This is a genomic window from Salinisphaera sp. T5B8, from assembly GCF_040361255.1.
Taxonomy (GTDB): Bacteria; Pseudomonadota; Gammaproteobacteria; order Nevskiales; family Salinisphaeraceae; genus Salinisphaera.
Window position 1 is genome coordinate 1 of sequence record NZ_APNG01000007.1, and the last position, 24,484, is coordinate 24,484.

Below are 24,484 nucleotides of genomic sequence, written 5' to 3' on the forward strand. Positions count from 1 at the left end.
GAGAACCGGTCGGTGACGTTGCTGGCGCCGCATCAGGTCAAGCCGTTCAACACCGGCAACAAGAACGATGCCAACGACGCATTGGCCATCGCCGTGGCTGGCACCCAGGCCAAGATTCGCCCGGTGGCGATCAAAAGCTTCGAGCAACAGGATATTCAAGCGCTGCATCGGGTGCGCGAGCAGGTCAAGAAACAGCGCACCGAAGTCATCAACCAGGCCCGCGGCCTGCTGGCCGAGTATGGCCAGGTGCTGCCCGTGGGCGTCTCGGGTTTCCGCCGCGGCGTGCCGGAACTGCTGGAAGATGCCGACAACGGCCTGACCGATCGCCTGCGCGCGCTGGTGGCCGATCTGTACGATCATTTTCATGCGCTCGAAGCGCGCATGCAGCAATACGATCGGGACATCAAGGCGCTGGCGAATCAGATCGACTTCTGTCGCCGGGCGATGGCGGTCGGCGGTATCGGAGCCCAGACTGCGACCGCCTTTTACGCTACGGTCGGCGATGCGGCGTTGTTCGACAACGGCCGGCAGGTCTCGGCGTGGGTGGGACTGGTGCCCAAACAGCATTCCAGCGGCGATCGCCAATGGCTGGGCTCGATTACCAAACGCGGCTCGCGCTATCTGCGCACGCTGCTGGTTCACGGCGCCCGTGCGCTGTTGACCCGGGTTGAGCATTTGCCGGGTCGACGTGGCGACTGGTTACGTCAACGCGTGGCCCGCAACGGGCGCAACAAGGCGGCCGTGGCGCTGGCGAACAAGAACGCCCGCATTCTCTGGGCGCTGATGTACAGCGGCGATCGCTATCGCGCGGCCTGAGCTATGCGCATGCAGACGAACATCAAAGCCACACACAGCAATAGCCAAGGTCTGTGTATGCACTGACACCCGATCACGCGGTGCCCTGAATCGGTCACCGCCACGTGTCGGCAATCGCGACTGATGAACAACAGGTCAAACCGACGCCCTTGAAACGCCGACTAATCCGTAGGCCTGCGAGGCCGATAGGTCGATTGCGCGCTCGGGCGTACGAATACTCATCAAGGCCCGGCACCCAAGGATGTGCCATCACCGAGGCCGAATATACGGACGCCGCCTGCTCTGTTGATTATCGTGGTTGCTTACCGGAGCGGATCCATATACGGATTAGCCGAAGGCGTAATCCGACAAGAACGTAGCCGCGCGCCCTGATTTCGGTTGGTGGCCGCATCGACTCACCGCTACGGGTTACGTGCTGTATCGGCCCCGTGTGAAGCGAACGAGAAGCGCAGGGCCGAAGGGTTTCCGGCGCACGGCGCCGGTGCGCGCAGCCTGTCTGAGGATCTGTGTGCATCCCTTCGGCGCGCCGCGCGCCGACGCGTAACCCGGGTGTCTTTTCCTTTGCCTACTTTCGTTTGGACAAGCAAACGAAAGTGGGTCGCGCAGCAGCGCGAAACCTCGGGTGAGCCAAACGCGTGAGTGCCGAAAGCCCAAGGTGCTAGATTCCTTCGTGATCTGAATCGGCTATGCAGGCGAATTCAGGCTTGAGGCTTTGCTAAAGCCGGCCCGCAACAGCTCCAATCACCCCAACCTACAACTCCAACGCCCGCCACATATACCAACTGCCCACCGACCGATAAGGCCGCCAGATCTCGCACTCGCGCTCCAGCTGTTTCGGCTTGGGCAATTCGTCGCGTCCGTAGGTCATCGCATAGCCCTTGCGTACGCCCAGATCGTGAATGGGCATCACGTCCGGCCGGCCGAGGTGAAACAGCAACAGCATTTCCACTGTCCAGCGGCCAATGCCGCGGATGGCGGAATAGCGCTCGATGAGCTCGGCGTCGTCGTAATCGTCCAGGCGCGATTCGTCCGGCAGTTCGCCGGCCAGCTGAGCCGCTGCAAGCGCTTGCAGGCTGAGCATCTTGCTTTGCGACAAACCCGCCCCGCGCAGCGTGGCGTCATCAGCTGTAGCAATGCGTTCGGCACCCGGCGTATCGCCACCGCCCAGCGCCGTCAGCACGCGCCGGTGGATGGTGCCGGCTGCCTTGCCGGAGAGCTGTTGGTAGACAATGGCCCGCATCAGGGCATGAAATGCGTCGGGTGCGGCGACGGTTTGCGGCGCATACGGGCCGACACGTGCCATGAGTTCGCCCAGCACCGGGTCCACGGCGACGAGTTCGCGTACCGCCTTCGCTGCATCGAAGGCGAGCGGGGTCGGCCGGCCCGTGGTGTAGGCCGTGCCAACCGTATTATCGGGCGAATCCGCCATCAGATACCCAGCAACGCTTTATCGATCGGCGTATCGCCGGCGAGCATTTCGTAATGCCGGCCGATGGTGTTGGGCGAATCGAGCGTGAGCAGCAGCGCCTGTGCCACATCCTCGCGGGCGACCTCGCCATAGCGATTCAAGTCCTTGGCGATATCGGCGGTGCCCGTGCCCTCGTCGTCGGTCAGCCGGCCGGGGCGCACGATGGTGTATTCCAGGTCCGAGGCGCGCAGATGATCGTCCGCGGCCTTCTTGGCTTCGAAATAGTGACGCATCTTCTCGGGGCCGTTTTCCGGCGTATCCGCGTTCATCGACGACACCAGAATGAACCGACGGATACCCGCACGCTCAGCCTGGTCGATGATGGAAATCGCGCCGTTGCGATCCACGTCCTGTGTCTTCTCCGGGCCGGTGTGGGCACCCGAACCGGCGGTGAATACGACGGCGTCGCAGCCGGCGAGTGCTTCGCTGATATCACCCTCGATATCCGCGACTACGACGTCCGTGGCGCCCAGCGTCTGCATTTCCTCACGCTGGGATTCGTCGCGAATCATCGCCCGGGCGGTGTGCTCACTCTTGGCCATTTGGCGTACCAGGCGCTGACCGATCTTGCCGTGCGATCCAACAATCAATACATGCATGGGACTGTTCCGTTGACGCGCGTTCGCCGTCACACGGCGGACGCTTGAATTTATCGCTTCACTGTACAACCTTAGGTTGTGACGACGATTTACAACCAGCCGCGACCGCGGCGAAGGACACGCGATGATCGATCTCTACACCTGGACCACGCCCAACGGACACAAGATTCACATCATGCTGGAAGAAGTGGGGCTGGAATATAAGGCCCACCCGATCAACATCGGCAAGGGCGATCAGTTCGGCGAGGAATTCCTCAAGATCAGCCCGAATAACAAGATCCCCGCGATGGTCGATCAGGACGGCCCCAACGGCAAGCCGTACGCCATGTTCGAATCCGGCGCCATGCTGATCTATCTGGCCGAGAAAACCGGCCGTCTGCTACCGACCGATACGGTCAAACGCAACGACGTCATGCAGTGGCTCATGTTCCAGATGGCCAGCGTCGGCCCGATGCTCGGCCAGGCGCATCACTTCAACAAGTACGCCCCGGAGAAGATCGAATACGCCATCAAGCGCTACGAGAACGAAGCCAATCGCATTTACGGCGTCATGGATCGCCGCCTGGCCGACTTCAAGTTCCTCGCCGGTAACGACTACTCGATCGCTGATATCGCCACCTGGCCGTGGCTGCGCAGCGCCGAAACCCAGGGCGTGAACATCGACGACTACCCGAACGTACGCCGCTGGTTCGAAATGATCGGCGACCGCGAGAACGTGAAGAAGGGGCTACAGGTTCTGGCCGACCATCATACCGATCTGAGCAAGGATAAGGATGCGATGGAGAATATGTTCGGGAACAAGCAGTACGAGAAGCGTTAGTTACCGGCTCAGCGACCGCTGAGTCTTTCCAGGCACAGCGCTATCCATATATCAAAGCCCGCCGAGCACGGGCTTTTTCGTGAGTGGCATACGTGCGATATTCGAGGCTGGGACGCGAGCGGTCCGCTGCCAAAAATAGCGTGTCGATAATTTACGACGCGAATATGTGCCGATCTAATATTTCTGATCGGGCTAAGTAGTTGAATCAGATAAGACCGCTGTGGCGTTAGGTAGACCAAGCTGTTGCGTGTTAAGTAGACGAATGTCGTCGAATTGGCGTTATGTTTAATGGAAAGTGCAATAAATGACCTTACCCGAGAAAACGACTATTCCGCCGACACAGCACACTAAGCCGGAAGTTTTCATTATCGAATCTCTTCGTATAGGGGACGAAGAGAAAGATTATTTCGAGGGCAAGGTGCTATACAAAATACTCCGTATGTGCGGTAAGAACCCAGTTTATTATTACTGCCGTACAAAAGCGGAATTGGAGTTGTTGCTTCTTATGTATCGGGAGTCGGGCTATCGATATTTGCACCTGTCCTGCCACGGCGGGCCAGCGAGCCTGGAGACAACGCTAGATAGTATCCAGTATGCCGAGTTTGCAGAAATGCTCGACGGACTTCTGAAAAACCGAAGACTGTTCGTTTCAGCTTGTGAGGCCGGGAACGAGTTATTCAGTACTGTAGTCTCCGCAAGAAATAAGGGAATGTACTCAATTGCCGCGCCCCGTACACCCATTCGATTTGATCACGCGGTTGCCTTGTGGAGCGCGTTTTACGTACGGATATTTTCGCTCGGCGAGACTGCTATGCGTCGAAAGGGCATCAACAACGAGCTTAAAAAGCTCTGCGGGCTTTTTGAAGTTGAGCTTCATTTGTCTTATTACAACGCAAAATACGATAAGTGGAATCACCAAGTTATTAATGCGTGAAACATAATCGAGCGCTGCAGTTGACCGCCCAAAGCGCTGGCACGCTTTGTTGGGTTCCCTCCGCGCTTCGCGCTCCGGCGGCAACTGAGCTTCGGCGTTATATGACCCCGAGCCTATTAGGGAGCAATTGTGTCTATAGATAAGCCTGACTTTGACTCCGTTACTGAGGAAGACCTTCAGGAACTTGTCGACTCGCAAGTGCCCGAAGGTGTTCGTGTGGAGTATAAGCTCAAAAATTACGGAAACTCTGATTCGGATAAAAGAGAGTTGCTAAAAGATGTAAGTGCTTTTGCCAACTCCCATGGTGGGCATCTAATAATTGGTATGCGGGATAGCGAAGGGGCGGCAGCTGAGGTAACGGGCGTTGATCTTGATGCTGACGCAGAACTCTTGAGGATGGAGCAGATGGTCAGGAATGCGATAGAGCCATCCATATCAGGAATAAGAATGAGGGCTGTGCCTTTATCTAACGGCAACAAGGTTCTTTTGCTCAGAATTCCAAGAAGTTGGAACCCACCACATCGGGTTTCTGCACAAGGGAAGAATAAATTCTTTCTCCGTCACTCTGCTGGAGTTCATGAGCCAAGTATTGAGGAGCTGAGAGCATTGTTTAACCAATCCGCAGTGGCCTTGGAGAAAGCGAGGCAATTCAGAGACGATAGAATCGAAGCCACAATTCGAGGAGAAGGGCAGAGGCCACTTGAAGATGGAGGTCGCCTTTTTGTTCATATCATTTCCACAGCCGCTTTTTCAGGGATGGTCAATCTTGACGTAGAGGCCATCTACCAAAAACACGGGAATTTTTGGCCATTGGGCGCATCGGGAATGTCGCCTCGCTTCAACTTTCATGGATTTATCAATGAGAGAGGCGGAGACAAGAACCATGGATACACTCAGATCTTTAGGGTCGGTGCTCTTGAAGCGACTATGGCTGGTATTGCGCGAGAGCATGGGGAAAGGAAAATTATACCCGGCCTGGGCGTTGAAGAATATATCTTTAAGAATTTAACCCCTTATATCAACGGTTTGAAGGAACTTGGTGTTCCTACCCCGCTAGTTGTCATGTTTACGTTGGAAGGAGTTTCCGGCGCGAAGTACGCTGTCCTTTCCCGGAGATTTTTCGACGAGGATGCGCCGCTCACCGACGACATGTTGCGGTTGCCGGAGTGCATAGTTGAGGAGTATGGATCTGACCTCGATTACCATAAAGCTGTACGATCAGCATTCGACACTTTGTGGAATGCAATTGGCTTCTCGAAATCACAGTATTTTGACGAAGAAGGGAGATGGGTGGGAGACAGGTAATACCTTATCCGCATAACCAGTCATTCCAGTTCGTTCCGGCCCTGAAGGGCCTCCACCGGGCCGCCATTATGTTGAGCTTCAAGGCGGCCGCTGAATATCGGCGTATATCGAAGGGAGCTGAATGCCTGTGCTCATCAGAATTTTAGGAGTCGCTCTGAACACGATCGGCGCGCTTCTTCTAGCGTGGCGCGTCAAAAGCATTCTTGATGCGTTAGTGACGGCTCAGACCGCAAATGACCTGAACTTCCGGCTCCTAATCCGGATGCTCGAAGGGCGCGAACAAGTAGCGCCGCTAGTCGTTGGAATGAATGACCAAGTCGAAAATCAGCAAAAGCGTGGAATTTGGTTACTTGTGGCTGGATTCATCGCAATTGCCGCAGGAAATGTTTTGGTCGGTTGGTCGTTGTATTTAGATTCTTGAAATATAACAAGGCGCTGCAGTTGACCGCCCAAAGCGCTGCCGCGCTTCGGGTTCCCTCCACGGCCTTTGGCCGCGACGGTGTTCGGCGATCCACTCGCGTTAACTTTTTAAGACCCAGATCATTCCGCCGAAGAGGAGCGATTTTTGACCTTCGGTATATCTGGCAGCGGTAAGTTCATTGTCGTTTCGCATACCCCGCGAAACGCTAACGAGCGCATAATAAGCGCAAGGCCCATGACAGCATCCGAGCGTGGTATTTATGAGCAAGTCTGAAGAAATGCGTGCGCAATACCGCCGAGAAGATCTCGGGAAAGGTGTTCGTGGTAAATATTTAGACCGGTTTCAGGAGAGCTCGAACGTCGTTGTGCTTGATGAAGACGTCGCCAAGGCGTTTCCTAACTCTCAAGCGGTTAACGAAGCACTGCGTGGTCTGTTGCAGTTGGCTCATCGAACAGACGTGTAACGATTCGCTGAAGTCGTCCGCGCATGAGCCCTACTAAGTTTGGCGTTAGGTGCTATGTCCATAGACGAAGATTTGGTACGTCAACTTAGTGAGCAGTTGGGATTCTCGCGTTTATTGGCTGTGGCGTACGTCAACGCGGGCGGTCGCTGCGAATATTGCGGCACGGACTTGCTAATGGCCCGTCAAGGCTATGCAATTCAGGAGATCGACCATTTAGTACCCCGCTCCTCGAATCCAGCACTCGCTGATCACCCGCTGAATCAGGTGCTTTGTTGTCGCGTATGCAACGGTGTGAAAGGCCATTTTCACCCCGCTGGTGCGGGGGAAATCGAACGCGAACAGTTTAACGAACAGCAGCGACGTGAGTTTTTGTCGATTGCCCGCGAACATATCGCATCCAAAATGCATCGCTATGACGAATCGTGGCGGAAAGCCACGCAGTTGCTGCAGGAAGTATGGTGGAAGCACGGTAAATACGGCGGCTGAGAGGCCATCCGTCAAAAGCGCTGCCGCGGTTTGCCTATCAGCTGGTTGATCATGCGATCTCTCGCACAGTCAGTAGCCCTTCGCTTGGCATACTGGACTGCCGTATGAGATTCAGCCTGGTGAGAATGCGTTGAAAAGCATAAAAATAAGACACTCGGAAGCGGAAGATATACCCAAGATCAAGGCGGTCTATGAAAACCGCCAACTGTTTGCAGAAACCTTGCAGTTGCCGTTTCCGTCTGTCGAAGTGTGGCGCGAGCGGCTTATGGACCTGCCTCGCGGAACGCATAGTCTCGTTGCGTATGTGGATGATGAGCTTGTTGGCCACTTGCTGTTCGAAGCGAACCAGAGTTCACGACGAAAACACGTGGGTTCGCTGGCCATGGGCGTGAAAGCGTCGCATCAGGGCCAGGGCGTTGGCAGCGAATTGCTTCGGGCCGCGATCGATCTCGCGGAGAATTGGCTCAACATACTGCGCATCGAGTTGACGGTTTATGCGGAGAACGAGCCGGCGGTCGCGCTCTACAAGAAGTACGGCTTCGAGGTCGAAGGGCAAGCGCCGCGCTATGCGTTCCGTGACGGGCGTTATGTAAGCGCTTTGTATATGGCGCGAGTCACCGATGACGTGCCGCGGTAGGCGCATTGACCGTGCCGGTTGCTGTGGCGCTTGGGTTGCGAACCGCGCTCTTACGACGCGTTGAGATAGAGACGTATGGATACAAAAAAGCCCAGACAGCCCGCTGAATGCAGCGATATGTCCGAGATACGGGCGGAGATCGACGCGCTCGACAAGCAGGTCGTGGAACTGCTCGGCCGGCGCTACGAGTACGTCCAGGCGGCGGCCCGATTCAAAAAGGACGAAGAAGCGGTGCGTGCGCCTGAGCGATTTAGACAAGTGCTCGAACAACGGCGCCAATGGGCGACGGAGGTCGGCTTGAATGCTGACGCGATCGAGAAGTTATATCGTGATCTGGTACTGCATTTCATCGAGGAAGAGAAGCGAGCGTGGCACAGTGCGCGTGACGCTTGATCATGCGCTTCGGGTCGCTATCCGATAAGCAGGGCGATTTTGCATGGCGCAGGCTGGCGCAACTGACGACGACGGTCTTGCCGTGGGCGTACGTCGATCTTCAATATACGCATTGGGCTTGAGCGCGTATGAAACCGTTGCGATGTGCTTGCCTGGTGGCAGAGCAGGATGGAAAGCTACTCCTGGTACGTGTTCGCCAGAACGCGTACTGGTATTTGCCGGGTGGCAAGATCGAAGACGATGAATCTCCGGAAGCGACGCTTCACCGTGAGTTGCATGAGGAACTGGGGATAACGCTTACACCGGGCTCGCTACGTTATCTCTACAGTGTTACCGGCCCGGCGTATGGGCAGGCTGGCGAGGTCGAGCTGATTTGTTTCGCGGCCGCCTTTCGTGACGCCCCGCGGCCTTGCAGTGAAATTAGCGCCGTCGATTGGTTGCCGGTCGACGCGTTCGACCAATTCGCGCCCGCGGTACGGATTCTGTGCGAATCATTCCTCGGCGCCACGGGGCGGTCTGTCGAATAGCTCTGGCGACGGGCCAGCGTGGCGTCGCATCTCAGGATTGAACGCAAACTCGTAAGTGAAGGGGCCGCGCCGCGATTCCCTAGGTATCATGCGCATTTATCCAGCGCTCCAGGACGCCCATGACCATCGAAAACCAACGCGACCTCGACGGTATTCTCGCGATCGGCCGGATCGTGGCCGAGATTCGCGACGCCATGCTGGCGGCAGTGAAGCCGGGGATGACCACGGCCGAGCTGGATGAAATGGGCGGGCAGATGTTGTCGCGTCTGGGTGCCATCTCCGCGCCGATGAAGTGCTACGACTTTCCCGGCTTTACCTGCATCAGCGTGAATGAAGAGGCCGCCCACGGGGTGCCGGGCGCGCGGGTGATCGGTGAGGGCGATATCGTGAATGTGGATGTGTCCGCGGAGCGCGACGGTTATTTCGCGGATACCGGCGGCACGATGGTGGTGGCGCCGGTGGCCGATGGCAAGGCCACGCTATGCAAGGCCACGGAGTTGGCGCTGGCGCGTGCGCTGGCCGAGGTCCGTACGGGGGCGGCGATCAACCAGGTCGGCAAGGCGATCGAGGACGTAGCGAAAACGCACCGTCTGAAAATTATCAGGAATCTGGCCGGGCATGGGCTGGGTCGGTCGTTGCACGAGGAGCCCGAGGGCATTCTCGGCTTTTATGATCGTGGGGATCGGCGTTTTTTCGAATACGGCCAGGTGGTTGCCATCGAGCCGTTTCTGTCGACCCGCAGTAGCTATGTCTCGGAAACCGACGATGGCTGGACGCTGGTAGGCGATCCGGCCAGCCGGTCGGCCCAGTTCGAGCATACGGTGATCGTGACCGATGGCGCGCCGATCGTGGCGACGCGTTCGCAGACAGCCGCCTGATCTTTCGCGCCAGCCGCGCCGCAGCGGCACACATGGTGTCGCATGGCGCCGGTGCGCCTCACGCATCAAAATAGATGCTGCATACAGATAAATCCCGCGGTATAGTTCGCGCCTTTCATTTTCTTGAGGCGAGCGCTCGTAACAATGACAGATATGCGTGACAGTCATGTGTCGGCCTGGTTCTGGGTCGGCGTGCCGGTGGTGGTGTATTTCGGCCATTACCTGTTGCGCGTGCTGGCACCGGACGCGTTTTTCGACCATTACATCCTCCACGAATCGGGCGCCACGGAGCAGGGCACCATACTCGTGCTCGCATTGGCGTTGATCATGGGGCTTGTGGTGTTGCGCGAAGTTTCGTCGCTGGGCGACAAGCGCTTGTGGCTGTTCTTTGGCCTGTTCTGTCTCGGCTGCCTGTATTTTGGCGGCGAGGAAGCCAGTTGGGGGCAGCACTGGATGGGCTGGAATGCGCCGGACCAGTGGGCATCGCTCAACAACCAGAATGAAACCAACCTGCACAATTCGAACGGGCTGGCCGGTTCCCTGCTCGATCAGCTGCCGCGTAACCTGCTGTCGCTCGCTGCGCTGATTGGTGGCGCGATCGTGCCGCTGGTGCGCCGTGCACGCGGCAAAACCTATACGCCGGACAGTTTTGCCTACTGGATCATGCCCGGCATCGCCTGCGTGCCGGCGGGTCTGATTGCTGCGCTGGCGTCGATCCCGCAAAAAATCTGTAAATCCATCGCCGGCGATGTGGTCTGGCCAATGGATATCAACGCTGGCGAGGTCAAGGAACTGATGATCGCGGTGTTCCTGTTCGTCTATATCGTGACCATCTGGTTGCGGCTTCGCCATCGCAACGATGAAATCCGGCGCTTGATTCCGAAATAGCGATCGGTGCGGGGCGCGGCCCGTATGAATTATCGCTGGGCGGGCTCGGCCTGGATATGTTCCAGCGATTGGATACGGCGTCTTTCCGCGTCGTTGAAGCGGGCTTGCCGAAGGGCTTCGATGGCGCGTTCGCGATCGTCAGGGGCCAGGCCGTCGTTGGCCAGAATACGCGCGCGTTCGGCACTGTAATCGGCCACGCGTTGCTGCCACTGCGCGCGTTGTGCGTCGATTTGTTCCAGTCGCTGGGCGGCCTGCGGGCCGAGTAGCGCCTCTCGTCGTTCACGAATTTCGGCGTCGCTGGCGCCTTGTTCACGCATCTGTGCGATTTCGGCATGGGCGCGTGCGGGTAGATTCGTGCGTTCGCGCGGTTTGAATATCCGCCGGCAGTGTTTGCTCCAGCATGGCCAGGCGCTGTTCGCGTTGGTTCTCGGTCAGGTTCGGGTTTTGTGTCAACGCGCGCTTTTGCACCAGATAACGCGCCATGACGTCGTCGTCGGCAAAAAAGGCATCGGCAACTTCAAGGCCCAGGATTTCCTTTCGCAAGGCTTCGCGGCGGGCGAGTGTATCCGCTAAAGCCTGCGCGTCGGCCTGGGGCGTCCGGCGGATGTCTGCCACGCGCTGGCGATAGCTCATGTAACGGTCGTAGACCGCGAGCACCTGTGCTTGTGCGGCAGCGGGCAGGCCGAGTGCGACCAGGTGGCCCGCCAGTCGGGTACGAATTTCGGGTAGGGATGCACGCCCGATGCCGGTGAGAAAATAATCGAACAGCCGACGCAGATCGCGGGTAACGACCAGATCGCCTTCGTTGTCGAGCGTTACGCCCCCATCGACTGTGGTGCCCACATGGGAAGGCAATACGTCGTCGACAGTTGCCGAAGCCGGGGCCGCCGGGGCCGCGCTGGCCGGGGTGGTCCGGGGGTGGGTTGTGGCGTTCCGGGTGGCCGTTGGCGGCTGGCTCGCCGCCAATGCGGCCGTATCCCGCGGGGGGTGCGTCGGCGTGCCAGCGGACCACTGGGCGATTGCCCAGCAGCCCGCCAGCGTTGCCACTACGGCCAGGCCGATGAGCGCGTAACGCACGCGCATTATTTACAGGCCGGCGTTTTTCAGCCGGTTGGCCTGTTGCCGGTAGAGTGCCGGCACATCCTGGCCGATGCCCACCAGGCCCGCGACCTGATTGACCTCGTCCAGATGATTCTGGAAATAGTCGTCGCGGATCACATCGCCGAGCTTGGACGAACACTGACCCACCAGCCCATCGTTGAGCTTGCCCTTGAACGCTACCGAGGTGCCGGCCAGCAGCGAATCGCTCGGATCCACCACGGTAGTGATTGGATAAATGCCGGTCCAGGAATAGTAGCGAATACCATCGACCACCGGTTCGCCTTCACCGCAGTCCTGGGGCACGGCGGCCGGGAAGCGGCGATTGAAATCGGCCGAGCCCTCGGTGCTCAACGAGTACAGCGCGGCACGCGAATTCTGCGGATAGCCGCCGTCCGATAGCAGGTCGATAAGCCGGGACAGGGAATCGGCGGTCTGAGCGGCCACCGTGCCGGCAACGGGTTGATTACTTATCGGAACGATGAGATCGGCGACCGGGCTACCGCGGTTGACGCCGGCAATGCTGGTGACCGATGCGACAAGCTCCGGCGCCACGCCCGCGACGTAGCGTATGGTCGGCCCGCCGTGGCTATGACCGATCAGATTGACCTTTTCGGCCCCGCTGGCGGCGAGGATTTCCTGAACCTGGGCGAGCAGCTGTTCGCCGCGCACTTCGGTGTAGTTCGCCGCCGATACCTGCGCGACATACACCTCGGCGCCGCCTTCGCGCAGCGCTTCGGGGATGCCGGAGAAATAATCGACTGGCCCGATGCCGTCGAAACCGAACAAGCCGTGAACCAGCACGATCGGATACCGGGTTTCGGTATAGCCGCGTGCGTCGGCCCCCGTGTCGTGGCCGAAGAACGACCGCCAGCCACTATGGGCCGGCGCGGCCAACGCAAAACACAAGACCAGGCCGAGCACCAGTTGGCCCCGACCGAACAGAGAACGTTTCATTTAGCCCCTCCGTGGGCGCGCCGAAGGCCGCCCGGATTATTATGGTTTTATACCTCGTACGGCTTGCGCGCCCTGGCGCGCCGCCGCCCGGATAAAAGATATCAGAATTACCGGCGGTTGGCTCAGGCCGATCCTAGGCTTCGTCTCCCGGGCCCGGTATGGGTTCGCCTGATGGGGCAGCGGTCTACTGGCGTCGGCAAACTCGGCTGCAAACGCATGGCGTAGCGCACCGGCGGGCCCCGGGCGCGTATACGTTCGGGCAGGGTCTGGCGCCGGATCCGACATTCGATAATAAATATTTTCGTTATCAGTTATTTATAGCTGGCAATTAAGTTGTGCACGGTTTGATTTAAGTCAAAGCCAGCCCAGGAGAACAGCCCTACGATCTCGCCAAACCTTCTTTCGAGTCGCGTTGATGGCAGAGGAAAAACCCAAGCTTCGACTGGGCGCGCTGGTATCGCTGGTGGCCGGTTCGATGATCGGTGCCGGCATCTTCAGCCTGCCCCAGAACATGGCCGCCAGCGCCAGTGCCGGGGTGGTACTGGTGGGCTGGCTGATTACCGCGGCGGGCATGCTCATGCTCGCGTTCGTGTTCCAGACGCTGTCCAACCGAAGACCGGATCTGGATGCCGGCATCTATGCCTATGCCAAAGCCGGCTTTGGCGATTACATGGGCTTTTCCTCGGCCTGGGGCTACTGGATCAGCGCGTGGCTGGGCAACGTGAGCTATCTGGTGCTGGTGTTCAGCACGCTCGGCTACTACTTCCCGATGTTTGGCGAGGGCAACACGGTGGTGGCCGTGGTGTGCGCGTCGATTCTTTTGTGGCTGCTGCATTTCCTCGTGCTGCGCGGCATTCAGCAGGCGGCGTTTATCAATACGGTGGCCACGATCGCCAAGATCGTGCCGATCATCCTGTTCATCGTGATCGTGGCGTTTTCCTTTAAGCCGTCGGTGTTCTTCGACGACTTCTGGGGCACCGGCAATACCGATCTGGGCAGTTTCATGACGCAGCTGCGCGGCATGATGCTGGTGACGGTGTGGGTGTTTATCGGCATCGAGGGTGCGAGCATCTACTCGGCGCGGGCACGCAATCGCAGCGATGTCGGCAAGGCCACGGTGATCGGCTTCGTTGGCGTGCTGTTGTTGCTGGTGGCCGTCAGCGTGCTGTCGATGGGCGTGCTCAGCCAGCCGGAACTGGCCAATCTGCAGGACCCGTCAATGGCGGGCGTGCTCGAACATCTGGTCGGGCATTGGGGCTCGCTGGTGATCAGTATCGGCCTGCTCATTTCCCTGGGTGGGGCGTTGCTGGCCTGGACGCTGCTGTGCGGCGAGATTCTGTTTGCCGCAGCCAGCGATCACACCATGCCGGGCTTTCTCAAGTACGAAAACGCCAACCACGTGCCCAGCAATGCGCTGTGGCTGTCGAATGGCTTCATCCAGCTGTTTCTGGTGATCACGCTGTTCAGCGAGTCCACCTATCTGAGCCTGCTGTATCTGGCCACCTCGATGATCCTGGTGCCGTATTTCTGGTCGGCCGCCTATGCGCTGCTGATGAGCTGGCGCGGCGAGACCTATTCGGGACAGCCAGGGCGCCGTCGCAAGGATATGGCGATCGCGGGCGTGGCGCTGGCCTATAGCGTGTGGCTGCTCTATGCCGGTGGCATTCAGTACGTGCTCCTCTCGGCGCTGCTTTATGCACCGGGTGCGGCGTTGTTCGCCAAGGCCCGTCGCGAACAGGCCAAACCGGTGTTCGAGCCCTTCGAGCGCGTGATCTTCGGCGTCGTGCTCGTGGGTGCGGTGATCGCCGGCTACGGCCTGTACGCCGGTTTCCTCTCACTCTGATTCGTCTTTCTCGTTTTTTCTGACAGGAGTTCTCATGTCGCAATCGCTGGGCGTTTATTCGGAAATCGGCAAACTGCGCAAGGTGATGGTCTGTGCGCCGGGGCTGGCGCACCAGCGCCTGACGCCGTCCAACTGCGACGACCTGTTGTTCGACGACGTCATCTGGGTCAACGAGGCCAAGCGCGATCACTTCGACTTCGTCAACAAGCTCACCGAGCGCGGCGTCGACGTACTCGAGATGCGCGATCTGCTCACCGAGGTGCTCGACAACGCCGAAGCCCGGGCCTGGATTCTGGATCGCAAGATCACGGCCGATCAGGTGGGCATCAGCCTGATGGGCGAAATTCGTGCCTGGCTCGAGGAGCAACCTTCGCGCCAGCTCGCCGAATTCCTGCTGGGCGGCGTGTCCGCACGCGATGTGCCGCAAAGTCTGGGCAGCGCGCTGGTGCGCATGTTTGGTGAATACCTGGGCTATGCGAGCTTTATCGTGCCGCCGTTGCCCAATGCGCTGTTCACCCGTGATACCACCTGCTGGATCTACAACGGCGTGACCCTCAACCCGATGTACTGGGAAGTGCGTCGCCAGGAAACGCTGCTGACCGCGGCCATTTACAAGTTCCACCCGACCTTTGCCGAGTCGGATTTCCATATCTGGTACGGCGATCCGAACGTGGGCCACGGCATGGCCACGCTCGAAGGGGGCGATGTCATGCCGATCGGTAACGGCGTGGTGCTCATCGGCATGGGCGAGCGCAGTTCGCATCAGGCTATCGGCCAGCTGGCGCGTTCGTTGTTCGATCACGGCGCGGCCGAGCGGGTCATCGTCGCCGGGCTGCCCAAATCCCGCGCGGCCATGCATCTGGATACGGTATTCAGTTTCTGCAACCACGATCTGGTTACCGTCTATCCGGAAGCAGTGAATGCGATCACGCCGTTCAGCGTGCGCCCCGACGAATCCAAGCCGGCCGGCCTGGACGTGCGCCGTGAAGACAAATCCTTCGTGGATACGGTCGCCGAGGCATTGAACCTCAAGGAACTGCGCACCATCGCCACCGGCGGCGACAGCTACGAGGCCGAGCGCGAGCAATGGGACGACGGCAATAACGTCGTTGCCGTCGAGCCCGGCGTGGTCATCGGCTACGACCGCAATACCCACACCAACACGCTGCTACGCAAGGCCGGGGTGGAAGTCATCACCATCGACGCCAGCGAGCTGGGCCGCGGTCGCGGCGGTGGCCATTGCATGACCTGTCCGATCGTGCGCGACGCCGTCGACTACTGATCGCCTGCGGGCTGTATTCATTCGTTCAATCGGGAGTGCCTCACATGGCCTTCAACATGCATAACCGTCACCTGCTCAGCCTCATGCATCACAGCACGCGCGAGCTGGTGTATCTGCTGGATCTGTCGCGCGATCTCAAACGCGCGCGTTATACCGGCAGCGAGCAGAAGCATCTGCGCGACAAGAACATCGCGCTGATCTTCGAAAAGACCTCTACGCGTACTCGCTGTGCGTTCGAGGTGGCGGCCTATCAGCAGGGTGCCAACGTCACCTATATCGACCCCAGCTCGTCGCAGATCGGCCACAAGGAAACCATCAAGGATACCGCCCGCGTGCTCGGGCGCATGTACGACGCGATCGAATATCGCGGCGCCGACCAGCACACGGTCGAACAGCTGGCCGAATATGCCGGCGTGCCGATCTTCAACGGCCTGACCGCGGAATATCATCCTACCCAGATGCTGGCCGACGTGCTCACCATGCGTGAACACAGCGACAAGCCGCTGCATGACATCAGCTACGCCTATTTCGGCGATGCCCGCTACAACATGGGCAAGTCTCTGCTGATGATCGGCGCCAAACTGGGCATGGACGTGCGTATCGCCGCGCCCAAGGCGCTCTGGCCCGAGCAGGAACATGTCGACGCCTGCCAGAAATTCGCGGCCGAGTCCGGCGCGCGTATCACGCTGACTGAAGACGCCGCCGAAGCTGCGGCCGGGGTGGACTTCATCCATACCGATGTGTGGGTGTCCATGGGTGAGCCGATCGAGGCCTGGGCCGAGCGTATCGACATGCTCATGCCGTATCAGGTCAATCAGGCATTGATGGACAAGACCAACAACCCGCGGGTGAAGTTCATGCATTGCCTGCCGGCGTTCCACAACGCCGATACCAAGTTGGGCAAGCAGATCATCGAGCAGTATCCGCAGCTCGCCCAGGGCATCGAGGTCACCGAAGATGTGTTCGAGTCGCCGGCCTGTATTGCCTTCGATCAGGCCGAAAACCGGATGCACACCATCAAGGCGGTACTGGTATCCACGCTCGGTGATATCTAGGCACCCAGCTTCGCGTTTTTTCTTCGACCACGGCCTGGCGTCTGCCAGGCCGTTTGCGTTGTAGCCACCGGCCCTGTCGGCCGGCAAAAGGAGTTTAATCATGCGTATCGTCACCGCGCTCGGCGGCAACGCGCTGCTACGTCGCGGTCAGCCGTTGACCGCCGAAAATCAGCGCGCGAATGTGCGCGTGGCCTGTCAGCAGCTGGCCCGAATCATGCCCGATCATGAAGTCGTCATCGCCCACGGCAACGGTCCGCAGGTGGGCCTGCTGGCGCTGCAAAGCGCGGCCTATCAGGACGTCGAGCCGTATCCGCTGGATGTGCTCGGGGCCCAGACCGAGGGCATGATCGGCTACGTCATCGAACAGGAGCTGGGTAATCTGCTGCCGGCCGAAGCCGCGTTCGCGACCATCCTTACGCAGGTGGAAGTCGATGCCCATGATCCGGCGTTTGCAAAGCCGAGCAAGCCGATCGGGCCGGTGTACACGCGCGAGCAGGCCGAACGCATGGCCCAGGAGAAGGGCTGGGCGATCGCGCCCGACGGCAACATGTTCCGGCGCGTGGTGGCAAGCCCGCGCCCGCAGCGCGTCTTCGAGATACGGCCGATCAAATGGCTGCTGGAAAAAGGCAGCGTCGTCATCTGTGCCGGTGGCGGCGGTATTCCCACCGTGTACGACGACAACGGCCAACTACGCGGCGTGGAGGCGGTGATCGACAAGGATTATTGTGCTGCGCTACTGGCCGAGCAGGTCGAGGCCGATCTGTTGGTCATCGCCACCGATGTGGACGGCGTGTATGTGAACTGGGGGCAACCCGACCAGAAGGTCGTCGCCGAGGCGGCGCCCGACGCGCTCGATGCGGACGCGTTCGCGGCCGGTTCGATGGGCCCGAAGGTGGGGGCGGCCTGTCGTTACGCTTCCCGTACCGGCGGTACCGCCGTCATCGGCTCGCTGGCGGATATCGAGGCCATCGTGGCCGGTCATGCGGGCACGCGGGTGAGCACGCAATACGACGGCGTGAGGTATCGCTAAAGTCATGGCGGCGTCCGAGTCCCAAAAACAGATTCAGATCGACATCGTCTGTCCGGTGCAGGGCCCGATCTTTTCGGGCACGGCCGATATGGTGGTCGTGCCCGCGGAGTGGGGCGATGTCGGCATCGCCCCTGGCCATGCGCCCCTGCTCGCGCGCATCGAGCCGGGCGTGGTGCGCCTGCTCAGTGCTGGCGAAGACACCCGGACCTATTTCGTATCCGGGGGATTTCTGGAAGTCCAGCCGCACGTTGCGACCATTCTTGCGGATACCATCGAACGCGCGGCCGACATCGATGAAGCCGCGGCCGAGAAAGCACGGGAAAGCGCGCGGGCAAGCCTGCGTGAGGCGCATGACCGGATCGATCGCGAACATGCGGAATACGAATTGGCCCTGGCAGCCGCGCGTATCAAGGCCCTCGAAACCGCGCGAAAAGGTTACTGATACAACCTGGCGCGGCGGGCAGGGGCTCGGCTGAGCCGCCGCGCCCATGCCGATTCGCATGCCGCGGCGCGCGCCGACCAGGCGTCACGGGTCTAGTCGTCGTGATGTTGCTCGGCTTCGCGCAGCACACGGCGGCTGGTACGGGCCACGGTCCAGCCGATGAGTACGACAACGAGAACCGTCGCCACCAGGCCGCCGCCATACAACAGCCATTCGTTGCTGCCCCACTTGGCCGGGTTCGCTGCGCCCAGTAGCTGCTGACCGCTGGCGCCGAGCCAGATCAGGAAAAGCTTGATCGGCAGCATGCCCAGTACGGTCGCGACCATGAACGTCGTCCAGCGCAGCGTGCTGGCACCGAGTACATAGCTGGTGAGGTTGAAGGGCACCGCCGGTGACAGGCGAATGAGTACCGTGATCCAGAAGCCGCGGTGTTCGACGGCGGCCTCGATCTGCTGGGCAAGGCGGCTTGCCTCGACCTTGCGCGCTACCCAGTCCCGCGCCAGCCAGCGCCCGCAGACGAAGCCGACGTTGGCGGCTACGAGGGCGCCGGCAACGACCGCCGCGCTGCCGATCCAGAAACCGAATATGGCGCCGGCGATCAGTTCCACCAGGCCGGTGGGCGCAGCGAGCGCGCCGAGCGCGCCGTAAATGAGCGCGAAGAGCACCGGCCCGGCCCAGCCGAGCGATTCGAACTGACTACGCATATCGCGAAACAGCGCCCCGAGGTCGAACACCGTCGACGCGAGCACGAAAACGACGACCGCAACAGCGAGCAACGCGACGCGGAGTTTGGTGTTGTTCGACAAGAGGAATCCCTGGGGTGGCCGGTTGGCGGGGCGGGCATGATCGCACGCGCATCCGTACGGCGGGGGTAAAAGCTCGGTTTGGATGGCCCGCCCGTCAGTAGCGTTTTACGGCGCCTGCCATCCGAGGCGCATACGGCGGCACGGCCTCGCGATGGCGGGCGCTCACGCATTACACGACGTTAATAGCGTGGCGGCTGCGTAACCGAACGGCAACACTCGCTGAATGAAGCGAACAGATCATCAAAGGCGGCTAAAGAATGGCCGGACGCCGCCGTTATAACAGCACAATTTATATTGCGCGCAATTTAAACGCGCAAAATGGAATGCTATGGATACCGTCGCTTCTGTTCCTGCCCTCGCGTCGCCTTCGACGGATAGGCCCCATGTGGCGGCGGCTAAGCCCGCCGAAACCGAGCGCAAAACCCAACGGGAAATGCCGCTCAAGCACAAGATAGCCTGGGTCGCGGTGGCGTTGGCCGTCGTATTGTCCGGTGTGGTGGCCGGCATCGGATGGGATCTGCGTGGCCAGCTGTATGAATCCCGCCAACAGGCGCTACGCAATACCGTCGATACGGCCTTTCATATCGTGCAGGGGCTCAAACGCGCGGCCGATGAGGGCCAGATGAGCATGGCCGAAGCGAAAAGCCGTGCAGCGGCGACATTGTCGCGCATGCACTTCGGCACGGACGGCAACAACTACGTCTTTGCCATGAACGCACAGGCCCAAGCGGTCGCGCACCCGCGGCTGGCCGCTGGCGAAGACCTGTCCGATATCAAGGACGAGAACGGCGTGTTCATGTATCGCCGCATGATCGAAACCGGCCGCGAGCAAGGCACGGGGTTTGTCTATTACTCGACGCAGCGGGTCGCGGGTGGGCCCGAACTGCCCAAGATGAGCTTCGTGGAGCAGTTCGAACCCTGGGACTGGACGATCGCGGCCGGCGTCTATGTGGACGATATCAACGCGGCCTTTGTTCGCGAGCTGCTCAAATACGGCCTGTTGCTCGGCGGCTTCGGCGTGCTGATCGTGCTCATGCTTGTCTATCTTGCCCGGGCGATCTATCGCGATCTCGGCGGCGAAACCTATGAGGCCCGCGCGCAGATCCAGAATGTCGCCTGTGGCGAGCTGGTCCCGGCCGCCACCCTTTCCGCGGCACGCGAACACAGCCTCATGGGTAATGTCGAAACCATGCGCCGGGATCTGGCGGCGTTGATCGCGGGTATCAGTCACGGCAGTGAGTCGATCGAAGGCGCGGCCCGCGAGATTGCGCAGGCGAATGCCGATCTGTCGGCACGTACCCAGCAGCAGGCCGCCTCGCTCGAGCAGAGCGCGGCCAGTCTCGAGCAGCTCACGGCGACCGTCGCCAACAACGCCGAAACCACGCGCCATGCCAGTGCGATCGCCACCGAAAGCGGTACCGCACTGGATAACAGCCGGCAGCTGGTCAGCGACGTGGTCGATGCGATGGATCATATCCGTCGCGATGCCGACGAAATCGCTCAGATCACCACGGTGATCGACGGTATTGCGTTTCAGACCAATCTGCTCGCGCTCAATGCGTCGGTGGAAGCCGCGCGTGCCGGTGAGCATGGGCGTGGCTTTGCGGTGGTGGCCGAGGAGGTGCGCAAACTCGCGGCGCGTTCGGCCGAGGCCGCCAAGAACATCACCGGTCTGATCGAGCGCTCGGTCAAGCAGGCACGCGAAGGCGCGGAACGTGTCGAGCAGGCCCGCGCCTCCATGGCAACCCTGGGCGAGCATGTCGAGCGAACCCAGGGCTTGATGACCGATATTTCCAATGCCACCGGTGAACAGTCCGAGGGCATCGGCCAGGTCAATCAGGCGGTCGCCCAGATGGACGAAATGACCCAGCAGAACGCGGCCATGGTCGAACAGGCCGCCGCGGCCGCGCAGTCGCTGCGTGAGCAGGCCGAAGCGCTACGCCAGCGTACGCTGCGCTTTCGTCTCGCTTGAGCGTCCGCGCCCTCGGCCCGGCATGCGTATTCCGCGCGTGCCGGGGGCGAGCCTCGGCCGGCCGCGGGCGGCCGAAAATTGCGTCGGTGGTGGCGCTCATGTGACGCGCGGCGGGCCCTGACTGTGTACCCTGCATGTCGGGCGCCCCAACCCGGGCGGCCCGACACGCCAAGCAACCATCGGCCCGCTATGTCCAACCTGTCCAAACTCGCCGCTGTCGTCGGCGGCCTCGTGCTCCTGTTCGCCCTGGGGCTGATCGGCTATGTCGTGGCCCCGTATTTCGTGGATGAATCGGCCGCGGATCGCAGCGCCTTTCTCGACAAGGTATCCGAGCAGATCAACGTCGATCTGCCCAGCCAGGTGGATAAAAGCACGCGCCTGGAAAGCACCAGCGTCGATGGCGATACGCTGGCGTTCAATTTCACTCTGATGCCGCCGCTTTCCGACAATGTCGATGCGGATAACTTCATCGCGCGCTACGGCGACGGTATCGAGCAGGTCATCTGCGACAAGGCCCGCCTGCGGCGCATGCTGCAGAAGGATTATGGAATCGCCTATCGTTATCAGCTGGAAGACGGTACGAAGCTGGGCGATGTCCAGGTCGAGCGTGCGGATTGCGGGGTTTGACCCGCCAGCCGGGCGTTGCTGGGGCAGGGCGCGTACCGCAGCGCGCCACCCCGTGTGATCGCGCGTCCGACGCGTGTCCCTTGATTGCTCGCCGACCCTTTGGCCGGTATTGCGCATAAAAAAGGCGGGCCCTGGTGAGCCCGCCTCTTATTATCGTTGCGCGTTGGGCAAAGCCCGGCGCTAGAACATCTCCGAGGCGCCGATTTCGCGCTCACCGCCGGAGGGGTCGTAGCGGTTGTTGATGTGATCGCCGGTGATCATTTCCTTGTAGCTCTTGCCGGGGCCGACCATCGGGTACACGCCGGCATCGGGGTCCACCACGACTTCCAGGAAGGCCGGGCCCTGGAATTCCAGGAATTCCTTGACCACGCGTTCCATGTCGGCCGGGTCGCTCAGGCGTACGGCGTATTCGTAGCCGTCGGCTTCGGCGGCCTTGATGAAGTCCTTCTTGTGCAGCGATTTGTCGGAAGCCGACAGGCGGCCCTTGAAGAACAGCTTCTGCCACTGTTTGACCATGCCATCGCCGTTGTTGTTGAGCACGACGACCTTCACCGGCAGGTTGTAAGTGGTCACCGTTTCCATTTCGCCGATGTTCATGCGAATGGAGGCATCGCCATCGATATCGATAACGAGCTTGTCGCGTCGCGCGAAGGCGGCACCGATGGCGGCCGGCAGGCCGAAGCCCATCGTGCCCATCGAGCCCGAGGTCAGCCACAGCCGCGGTTCGCGGAAGTCGAAATACTGGGCGGCCCACATCTGATGCTGGCCCACGCCGGTCGCGATGACGGCGCGGCCGTCGGTATTGCGGTTGATTTCTTCGATCACCGCATACGGCTGGATGAGCGCGGTGTCGCGTTCGTAGTTCATGGCGAAATCGCGCTTGAGCGCGGCCACTTCCTCATGCCAGGTCGAATAGTCGGCCGAGAAACCATGCTCGCGACCATAGGCGAGCACCCGCGACAGGCTCGGCGCGAACAGGCCCACGTGATGCCAGTCCACGGCCTTCACCTTGTTGATCTCGGAGGCATCGGCATCGAAATGCACCAGCGACTTGGCATTCGGCGCGAATTTGTCCGGCACGCCGGCCACGCGATCATCGAAGCGTGCGCCCACGGCGATGAGCATGTCGCAGTCTTCGACCGCATAGTTGGCGAACGCCGTGCCGTGCATGCCCAACATATGTAGCGACAGGGCATCGGTGGTATCGAAGGCGCCGATACCCATGAGCGTGGTCACCACCGGAATACCGAATGCCTGGGCGAAGGCCGACAGCTCGCTGGCGGCGTCGGCATTGATCACGCCACCGCCGGCATAGATGAGCGGACGCTCGGCCTCGCCCAACAGCTCGAAGAGCTTGGCGCATTTGTCGTCGGTGAGCTGGCTTTCACGCAGCGCGCGCATGCGCTGGCGATAGCCGGGTACCGCCAGCAGCCCGCGCCCGCGATAGGCGCCTTCCCAGTTCTGCACGTCCTTGGGCACGTCGATTACGACCGGGCCGGGGCGACCGGAGCGGGCGATCTCGAAGGCGGTGCGCACGGTGGCTTCCAGCTTGTCCGGGTCGGTGACCATGAACACATGCTTGGCGGCACTGGAAAAGATGTTGGAGACCGGGGCTTCCTGAAAGGCATCGGTGCCCACGGCCGCCCGTGCGACCTGGCCACAGATAAGCACGATGGGCACGGAATCGGCCATGCAGTCGCGCACCGGGGTGACACAGTTGGTCGCGCCCGGCCCGGAGGTGACCATGGCCACGCCCACCTTGCCGGAGGCGCGCGCATAGCCGGCGGCCATGAAGCCCGCGCCCTGTTCGTTGGCGGGCACGATCAGCGGCATGCGGTCGTGGTTTTCGGCGTTGTAGCGAAAGATGGCGTCGTAGGTGGGCAGAATCGCGCCACCGGAATAGCCAAAAATCGTATCCACGCCTTCGTCGGCCAGTACCTGTACGATCATCTCCGCACCGGAGAGCTGGGCTCCCGACAGCGGATGAGAATCGGTCGGCGTGGCGGCAGACTGGGCGTTGCGCATGAGTGCACCCTATGACGGCGTGGAAAACAGCCGATTATAGCGCACAAAAACGGCGCATCGGCAGGCGCTTTGTACAATCGGTGCGGGGCGCGGTTGCTTCGCTCGGGTATTGGGCGTATTTTGCGCCGTTTGCACGCGCGCGAAGACGCCTGAGCACAAGGCTGAGAAGGGATGAGACACGTCATATCGGTTCTGATGGCCAACGAAGCCGGCGCGCTGGTGCGCGTGGCGGGCATGTTCTCGCAGCGTGGCTATAACATCGAAAGCCTCAATGTTGCGCCGACCGAAGACAGCACCGTATCGCGCCTGACGCTGGCTACCTCCGGTACCGAGGACGTGGTCGAGCAGATCAACCGTCAGCTACTCAAGCTGGTCGATGTCATCGACGTACTCGATATGACCGGCGATGCCCATCTCGAACTCGAGCTGGCGCTGATCAAGGTTCGTATCAAGGACAGCGGCACGTCGATCGAGGCGTTGGCCGATCCGTATGACGTGGCCGAGATCAGCCGCGACGGCGATCTGGCGACATTGCGTTATCTCGGCGACGGTGCCGGGCTGAACACCTTCGTGGCCACGCTCGAGCAGGCCGATGTGCTCGTCGAGCTCGCGCGCAGTGGCGCGGTCACCATGACGCCCGGTGCCGAAGGGCTGCACTATCAGGTGCCTACGTCCGAATCGGCCGAATATTTCTAACCCATTCAGAATATTG

At 60.5% G+C, this 24,484-nt stretch carries 25 protein-coding genes and 2 pseudogenes; 21 read left to right on the forward strand and 6 right to left on the reverse strand.

All coding sequences use genetic code 11. The features are described 5' to 3' along the window. Positions 1–816 (forward strand): IS110 family RNA-guided transposase (locus tag T5B8_RS07690; protein WP_353177658.1); only part of this gene is annotated, 816 nt, incomplete at its 5' end. Between the two features lie 751 nt (positions 817–1,567). Here the strand turns inward: T5B8_RS07690 and T5B8_RS07695 are convergent. Next, the gene (locus tag T5B8_RS07695) at positions 1,568–2,245 is read right to left on the reverse strand and encodes a DNA-3-methyladenine glycosylase family protein (protein WP_353177660.1); all 678 of its coding nucleotides are present in this window, start codon (positions 2,243–2,245) and stop codon (positions 1,568–1,570) included. After that, a complete protein-coding gene (locus T5B8_RS07700) occupies positions 2,245–2,883 on the reverse strand; it encodes an SDR family oxidoreductase (RefSeq protein ID WP_353177662.1) in 639 nt (212 codons plus the stop codon). The genes T5B8_RS07695 and T5B8_RS07700 overlap by 1 nt, the downstream gene beginning before the upstream one ends. 124 nt (positions 2,884–3,007) lie before the next feature. Between T5B8_RS07700 and T5B8_RS07705 the strand changes: the two genes are divergently transcribed. The 12 genes and pseudogenes from T5B8_RS07705 to T5B8_RS07760 all read left to right on the forward strand — a co-directional run bounded on the left by T5B8_RS07705 (position 3,008) and on the right by T5B8_RS07760 (position 10,635). After that, positions 3,008–3,703, forward strand: a complete 696-nt coding sequence (locus T5B8_RS07705) for a glutathione binding-like protein (RefSeq protein WP_353177664.1) — start codon at positions 3,008–3,010, stop codon at positions 3,701–3,703. Positions 3,704–4,007: 304 nt separating this feature from the next. Next, positions 4,008–4,637, forward strand: a complete 630-nt coding sequence (locus T5B8_RS07710) for a hypothetical protein (protein ID WP_353177666.1) — start codon at positions 4,008–4,010, stop codon at positions 4,635–4,637. A 129-nt stretch (positions 4,638–4,766) separates the two neighbouring features. Next, complete coding sequence (locus T5B8_RS07715; RefSeq protein WP_353177668.1) at positions 4,767–5,942, forward strand: AlbA family DNA-binding domain-containing protein; 1,176 nt, start codon at positions 4,767–4,769, stop codon at positions 5,940–5,942. 121 nt (positions 5,943–6,063) lie between these two features. After that, the gene (locus T5B8_RS07720) at positions 6,064–6,363 is read left to right on the forward strand and encodes a hypothetical protein (RefSeq protein ID WP_353177669.1); all 300 of its coding nucleotides are present in this window, start codon (positions 6,064–6,066) and stop codon (positions 6,361–6,363) included. 126 nt (positions 6,364–6,489) lie between these two features. Further along, positions 6,490–6,636, forward strand: a pseudogene (locus T5B8_RS07725) (BrnT family toxin); the annotation flags it as partial. Beyond that, positions 6,623–6,826 carry a hypothetical protein gene (locus T5B8_RS07730; RefSeq protein WP_353177671.1) on the forward strand — a complete coding sequence of 68 codons (204 nt, stop codon included), beginning with the start codon at positions 6,623–6,625 and terminating at the stop codon, positions 6,824–6,826. The pseudogene T5B8_RS07725 and the gene T5B8_RS07730, both read left to right, overlap by 14 nt. Before the next feature lie 54 nt (positions 6,827–6,880). Further along, entirely contained in the window at positions 6,881–7,312 is a 432-nt protein-coding gene (locus T5B8_RS07735) for an HNH endonuclease (RefSeq protein WP_353177673.1), read from the forward strand. Positions 7,313–7,442: 130 nt separating this feature from the next. After that, a complete protein-coding gene (locus T5B8_RS07740; RefSeq protein ID WP_353177674.1) occupies positions 7,443–7,949 on the forward strand; it encodes a GNAT family N-acetyltransferase in 507 nt (168 codons plus the stop codon). Between the two features lie 75 nt (positions 7,950–8,024). Further along, positions 8,025–8,342 carry an isochorismate lyase gene (locus tag T5B8_RS07745; RefSeq protein WP_353177676.1) on the forward strand — a complete coding sequence of 106 codons (318 nt, stop codon included), beginning with the start codon at positions 8,025–8,027 and terminating at the stop codon, positions 8,340–8,342. Positions 8,343–8,470: 128 nt separating this feature from the next. Further along, positions 8,471–8,869, forward strand: a complete 399-nt coding sequence (locus tag T5B8_RS07750) for an NUDIX hydrolase (RefSeq protein ID WP_353177677.1) — start codon at positions 8,471–8,473, stop codon at positions 8,867–8,869. 119 nt (positions 8,870–8,988) lie between these two features. Beyond that, positions 8,989–9,747: a type I methionyl aminopeptidase gene (map, locus tag T5B8_RS07755; protein WP_353177679.1), complete on the forward strand. Its 759-nt coding sequence runs from the start codon at positions 8,989–8,991 to the stop codon at positions 9,745–9,747. A 144-nt stretch (positions 9,748–9,891) separates the two neighbouring features. Then, complete coding sequence (locus tag T5B8_RS07760; protein ID WP_353177681.1) at positions 9,892–10,635, forward strand: hypothetical protein; 744 nt, start codon at positions 9,892–9,894, stop codon at positions 10,633–10,635. 29 nt (positions 10,636–10,664) lie between these two features. Here T5B8_RS07760 and T5B8_RS07765 read toward each other — a convergent pair. Together T5B8_RS07765 and T5B8_RS07770 are read right to left on the reverse strand one after the other, a co-directional pair. Then, a pseudogene (locus tag T5B8_RS07765) lies at positions 10,665–11,718 on the reverse strand (lipase secretion chaperone). A gap of 3 nt (positions 11,719–11,721) precedes the next feature. Next, positions 11,722–12,690: an esterase/lipase family protein gene (locus T5B8_RS07770; protein ID WP_353177683.1), complete on the reverse strand. Its 969-nt coding sequence runs from the start codon at positions 12,688–12,690 to the stop codon at positions 11,722–11,724. Between the two features lie 415 nt (positions 12,691–13,105). On the opposite strand from T5B8_RS07770, the gene arcD reads away from it, so the two are divergent. The 5 genes from arcD to T5B8_RS07795 all read left to right on the forward strand — a co-directional run bounded on the left by arcD (position 13,106) and on the right by T5B8_RS07795 (position 18,342). After that, complete coding sequence (gene arcD, locus T5B8_RS07775) at positions 13,106–14,533, forward strand: arginine-ornithine antiporter (protein WP_353177685.1); 1,428 nt, start codon at positions 13,106–13,108, stop codon at positions 14,531–14,533. Positions 14,534–14,567: 34 nt separating this feature from the next. Next, positions 14,568–15,815 (forward strand): arginine deiminase, encoded by a 1,248-nt coding sequence (gene arcA / locus T5B8_RS07780; protein WP_353177687.1) that lies wholly within the window; start codon positions 14,568–14,570, stop codon positions 15,813–15,815. Positions 15,816–15,859: 44 nt separating this feature from the next. Beyond that, entirely contained in the window at positions 15,860–16,870 is a 1,011-nt protein-coding gene (locus T5B8_RS07785) for an ornithine carbamoyltransferase (RefSeq protein ID WP_353177689.1), read from the forward strand. 100 nt (positions 16,871–16,970) lie between these two features. Next, a complete protein-coding gene (gene arcC / locus T5B8_RS07790; RefSeq protein WP_353177690.1) occupies positions 16,971–17,900 on the forward strand; it encodes a carbamate kinase in 930 nt (309 codons plus the stop codon). A gap of 4 nt (positions 17,901–17,904) precedes the next feature. Then, positions 17,905–18,342 carry a F0F1 ATP synthase subunit epsilon gene (locus tag T5B8_RS07795; protein ID WP_353177692.1) on the forward strand — a complete coding sequence of 146 codons (438 nt, stop codon included), beginning with the start codon at positions 17,905–17,907 and terminating at the stop codon, positions 18,340–18,342. Between the two features lie 92 nt (positions 18,343–18,434). On the opposite strand, the gene T5B8_RS07800 is transcribed toward T5B8_RS07795, so the two are convergent. Continuing rightward, positions 18,435–19,148, reverse strand: a complete 714-nt coding sequence (locus T5B8_RS07800; protein ID WP_353177693.1) for a TVP38/TMEM64 family protein — start codon at positions 19,146–19,148, stop codon at positions 18,435–18,437. Positions 19,149–19,533: 385 nt separating this feature from the next. Here T5B8_RS07800 and T5B8_RS07805 point away from each other — a divergent pair, with 385 nt between their 5' ends. Next, positions 19,534–21,120, forward strand: coding sequence for a methyl-accepting chemotaxis protein (locus tag T5B8_RS07805; protein WP_353177695.1), 1,587 nt, complete (start codon positions 19,534–19,536; stop codon positions 21,118–21,120). 189 nt (positions 21,121–21,309) lie between these two features. Next, entirely contained in the window at positions 21,310–21,747 is a 438-nt protein-coding gene (locus tag T5B8_RS07810; protein WP_353177697.1) for a hypothetical protein, read from the forward strand. 180 nt (positions 21,748–21,927) lie between these two features. On the opposite strand, the gene ilvB is transcribed toward T5B8_RS07810, so the two are convergent. Further along, entirely contained in the window at positions 21,928–23,772 is a 1,845-nt protein-coding gene (gene ilvB, locus T5B8_RS07815) for a biosynthetic-type acetolactate synthase large subunit (protein ID WP_353177699.1), read from the reverse strand. Between the two features lie 171 nt (positions 23,773–23,943). Between ilvB and ilvN the strand changes: the two genes are divergently transcribed. Continuing rightward, a complete protein-coding gene (gene ilvN, locus T5B8_RS07820) occupies positions 23,944–24,468 on the forward strand; it encodes an acetolactate synthase small subunit (RefSeq protein WP_353177700.1) in 525 nt (174 codons plus the stop codon). The last annotated feature ends 16 nt before the right edge of the window (positions 24,469–24,484 follow it).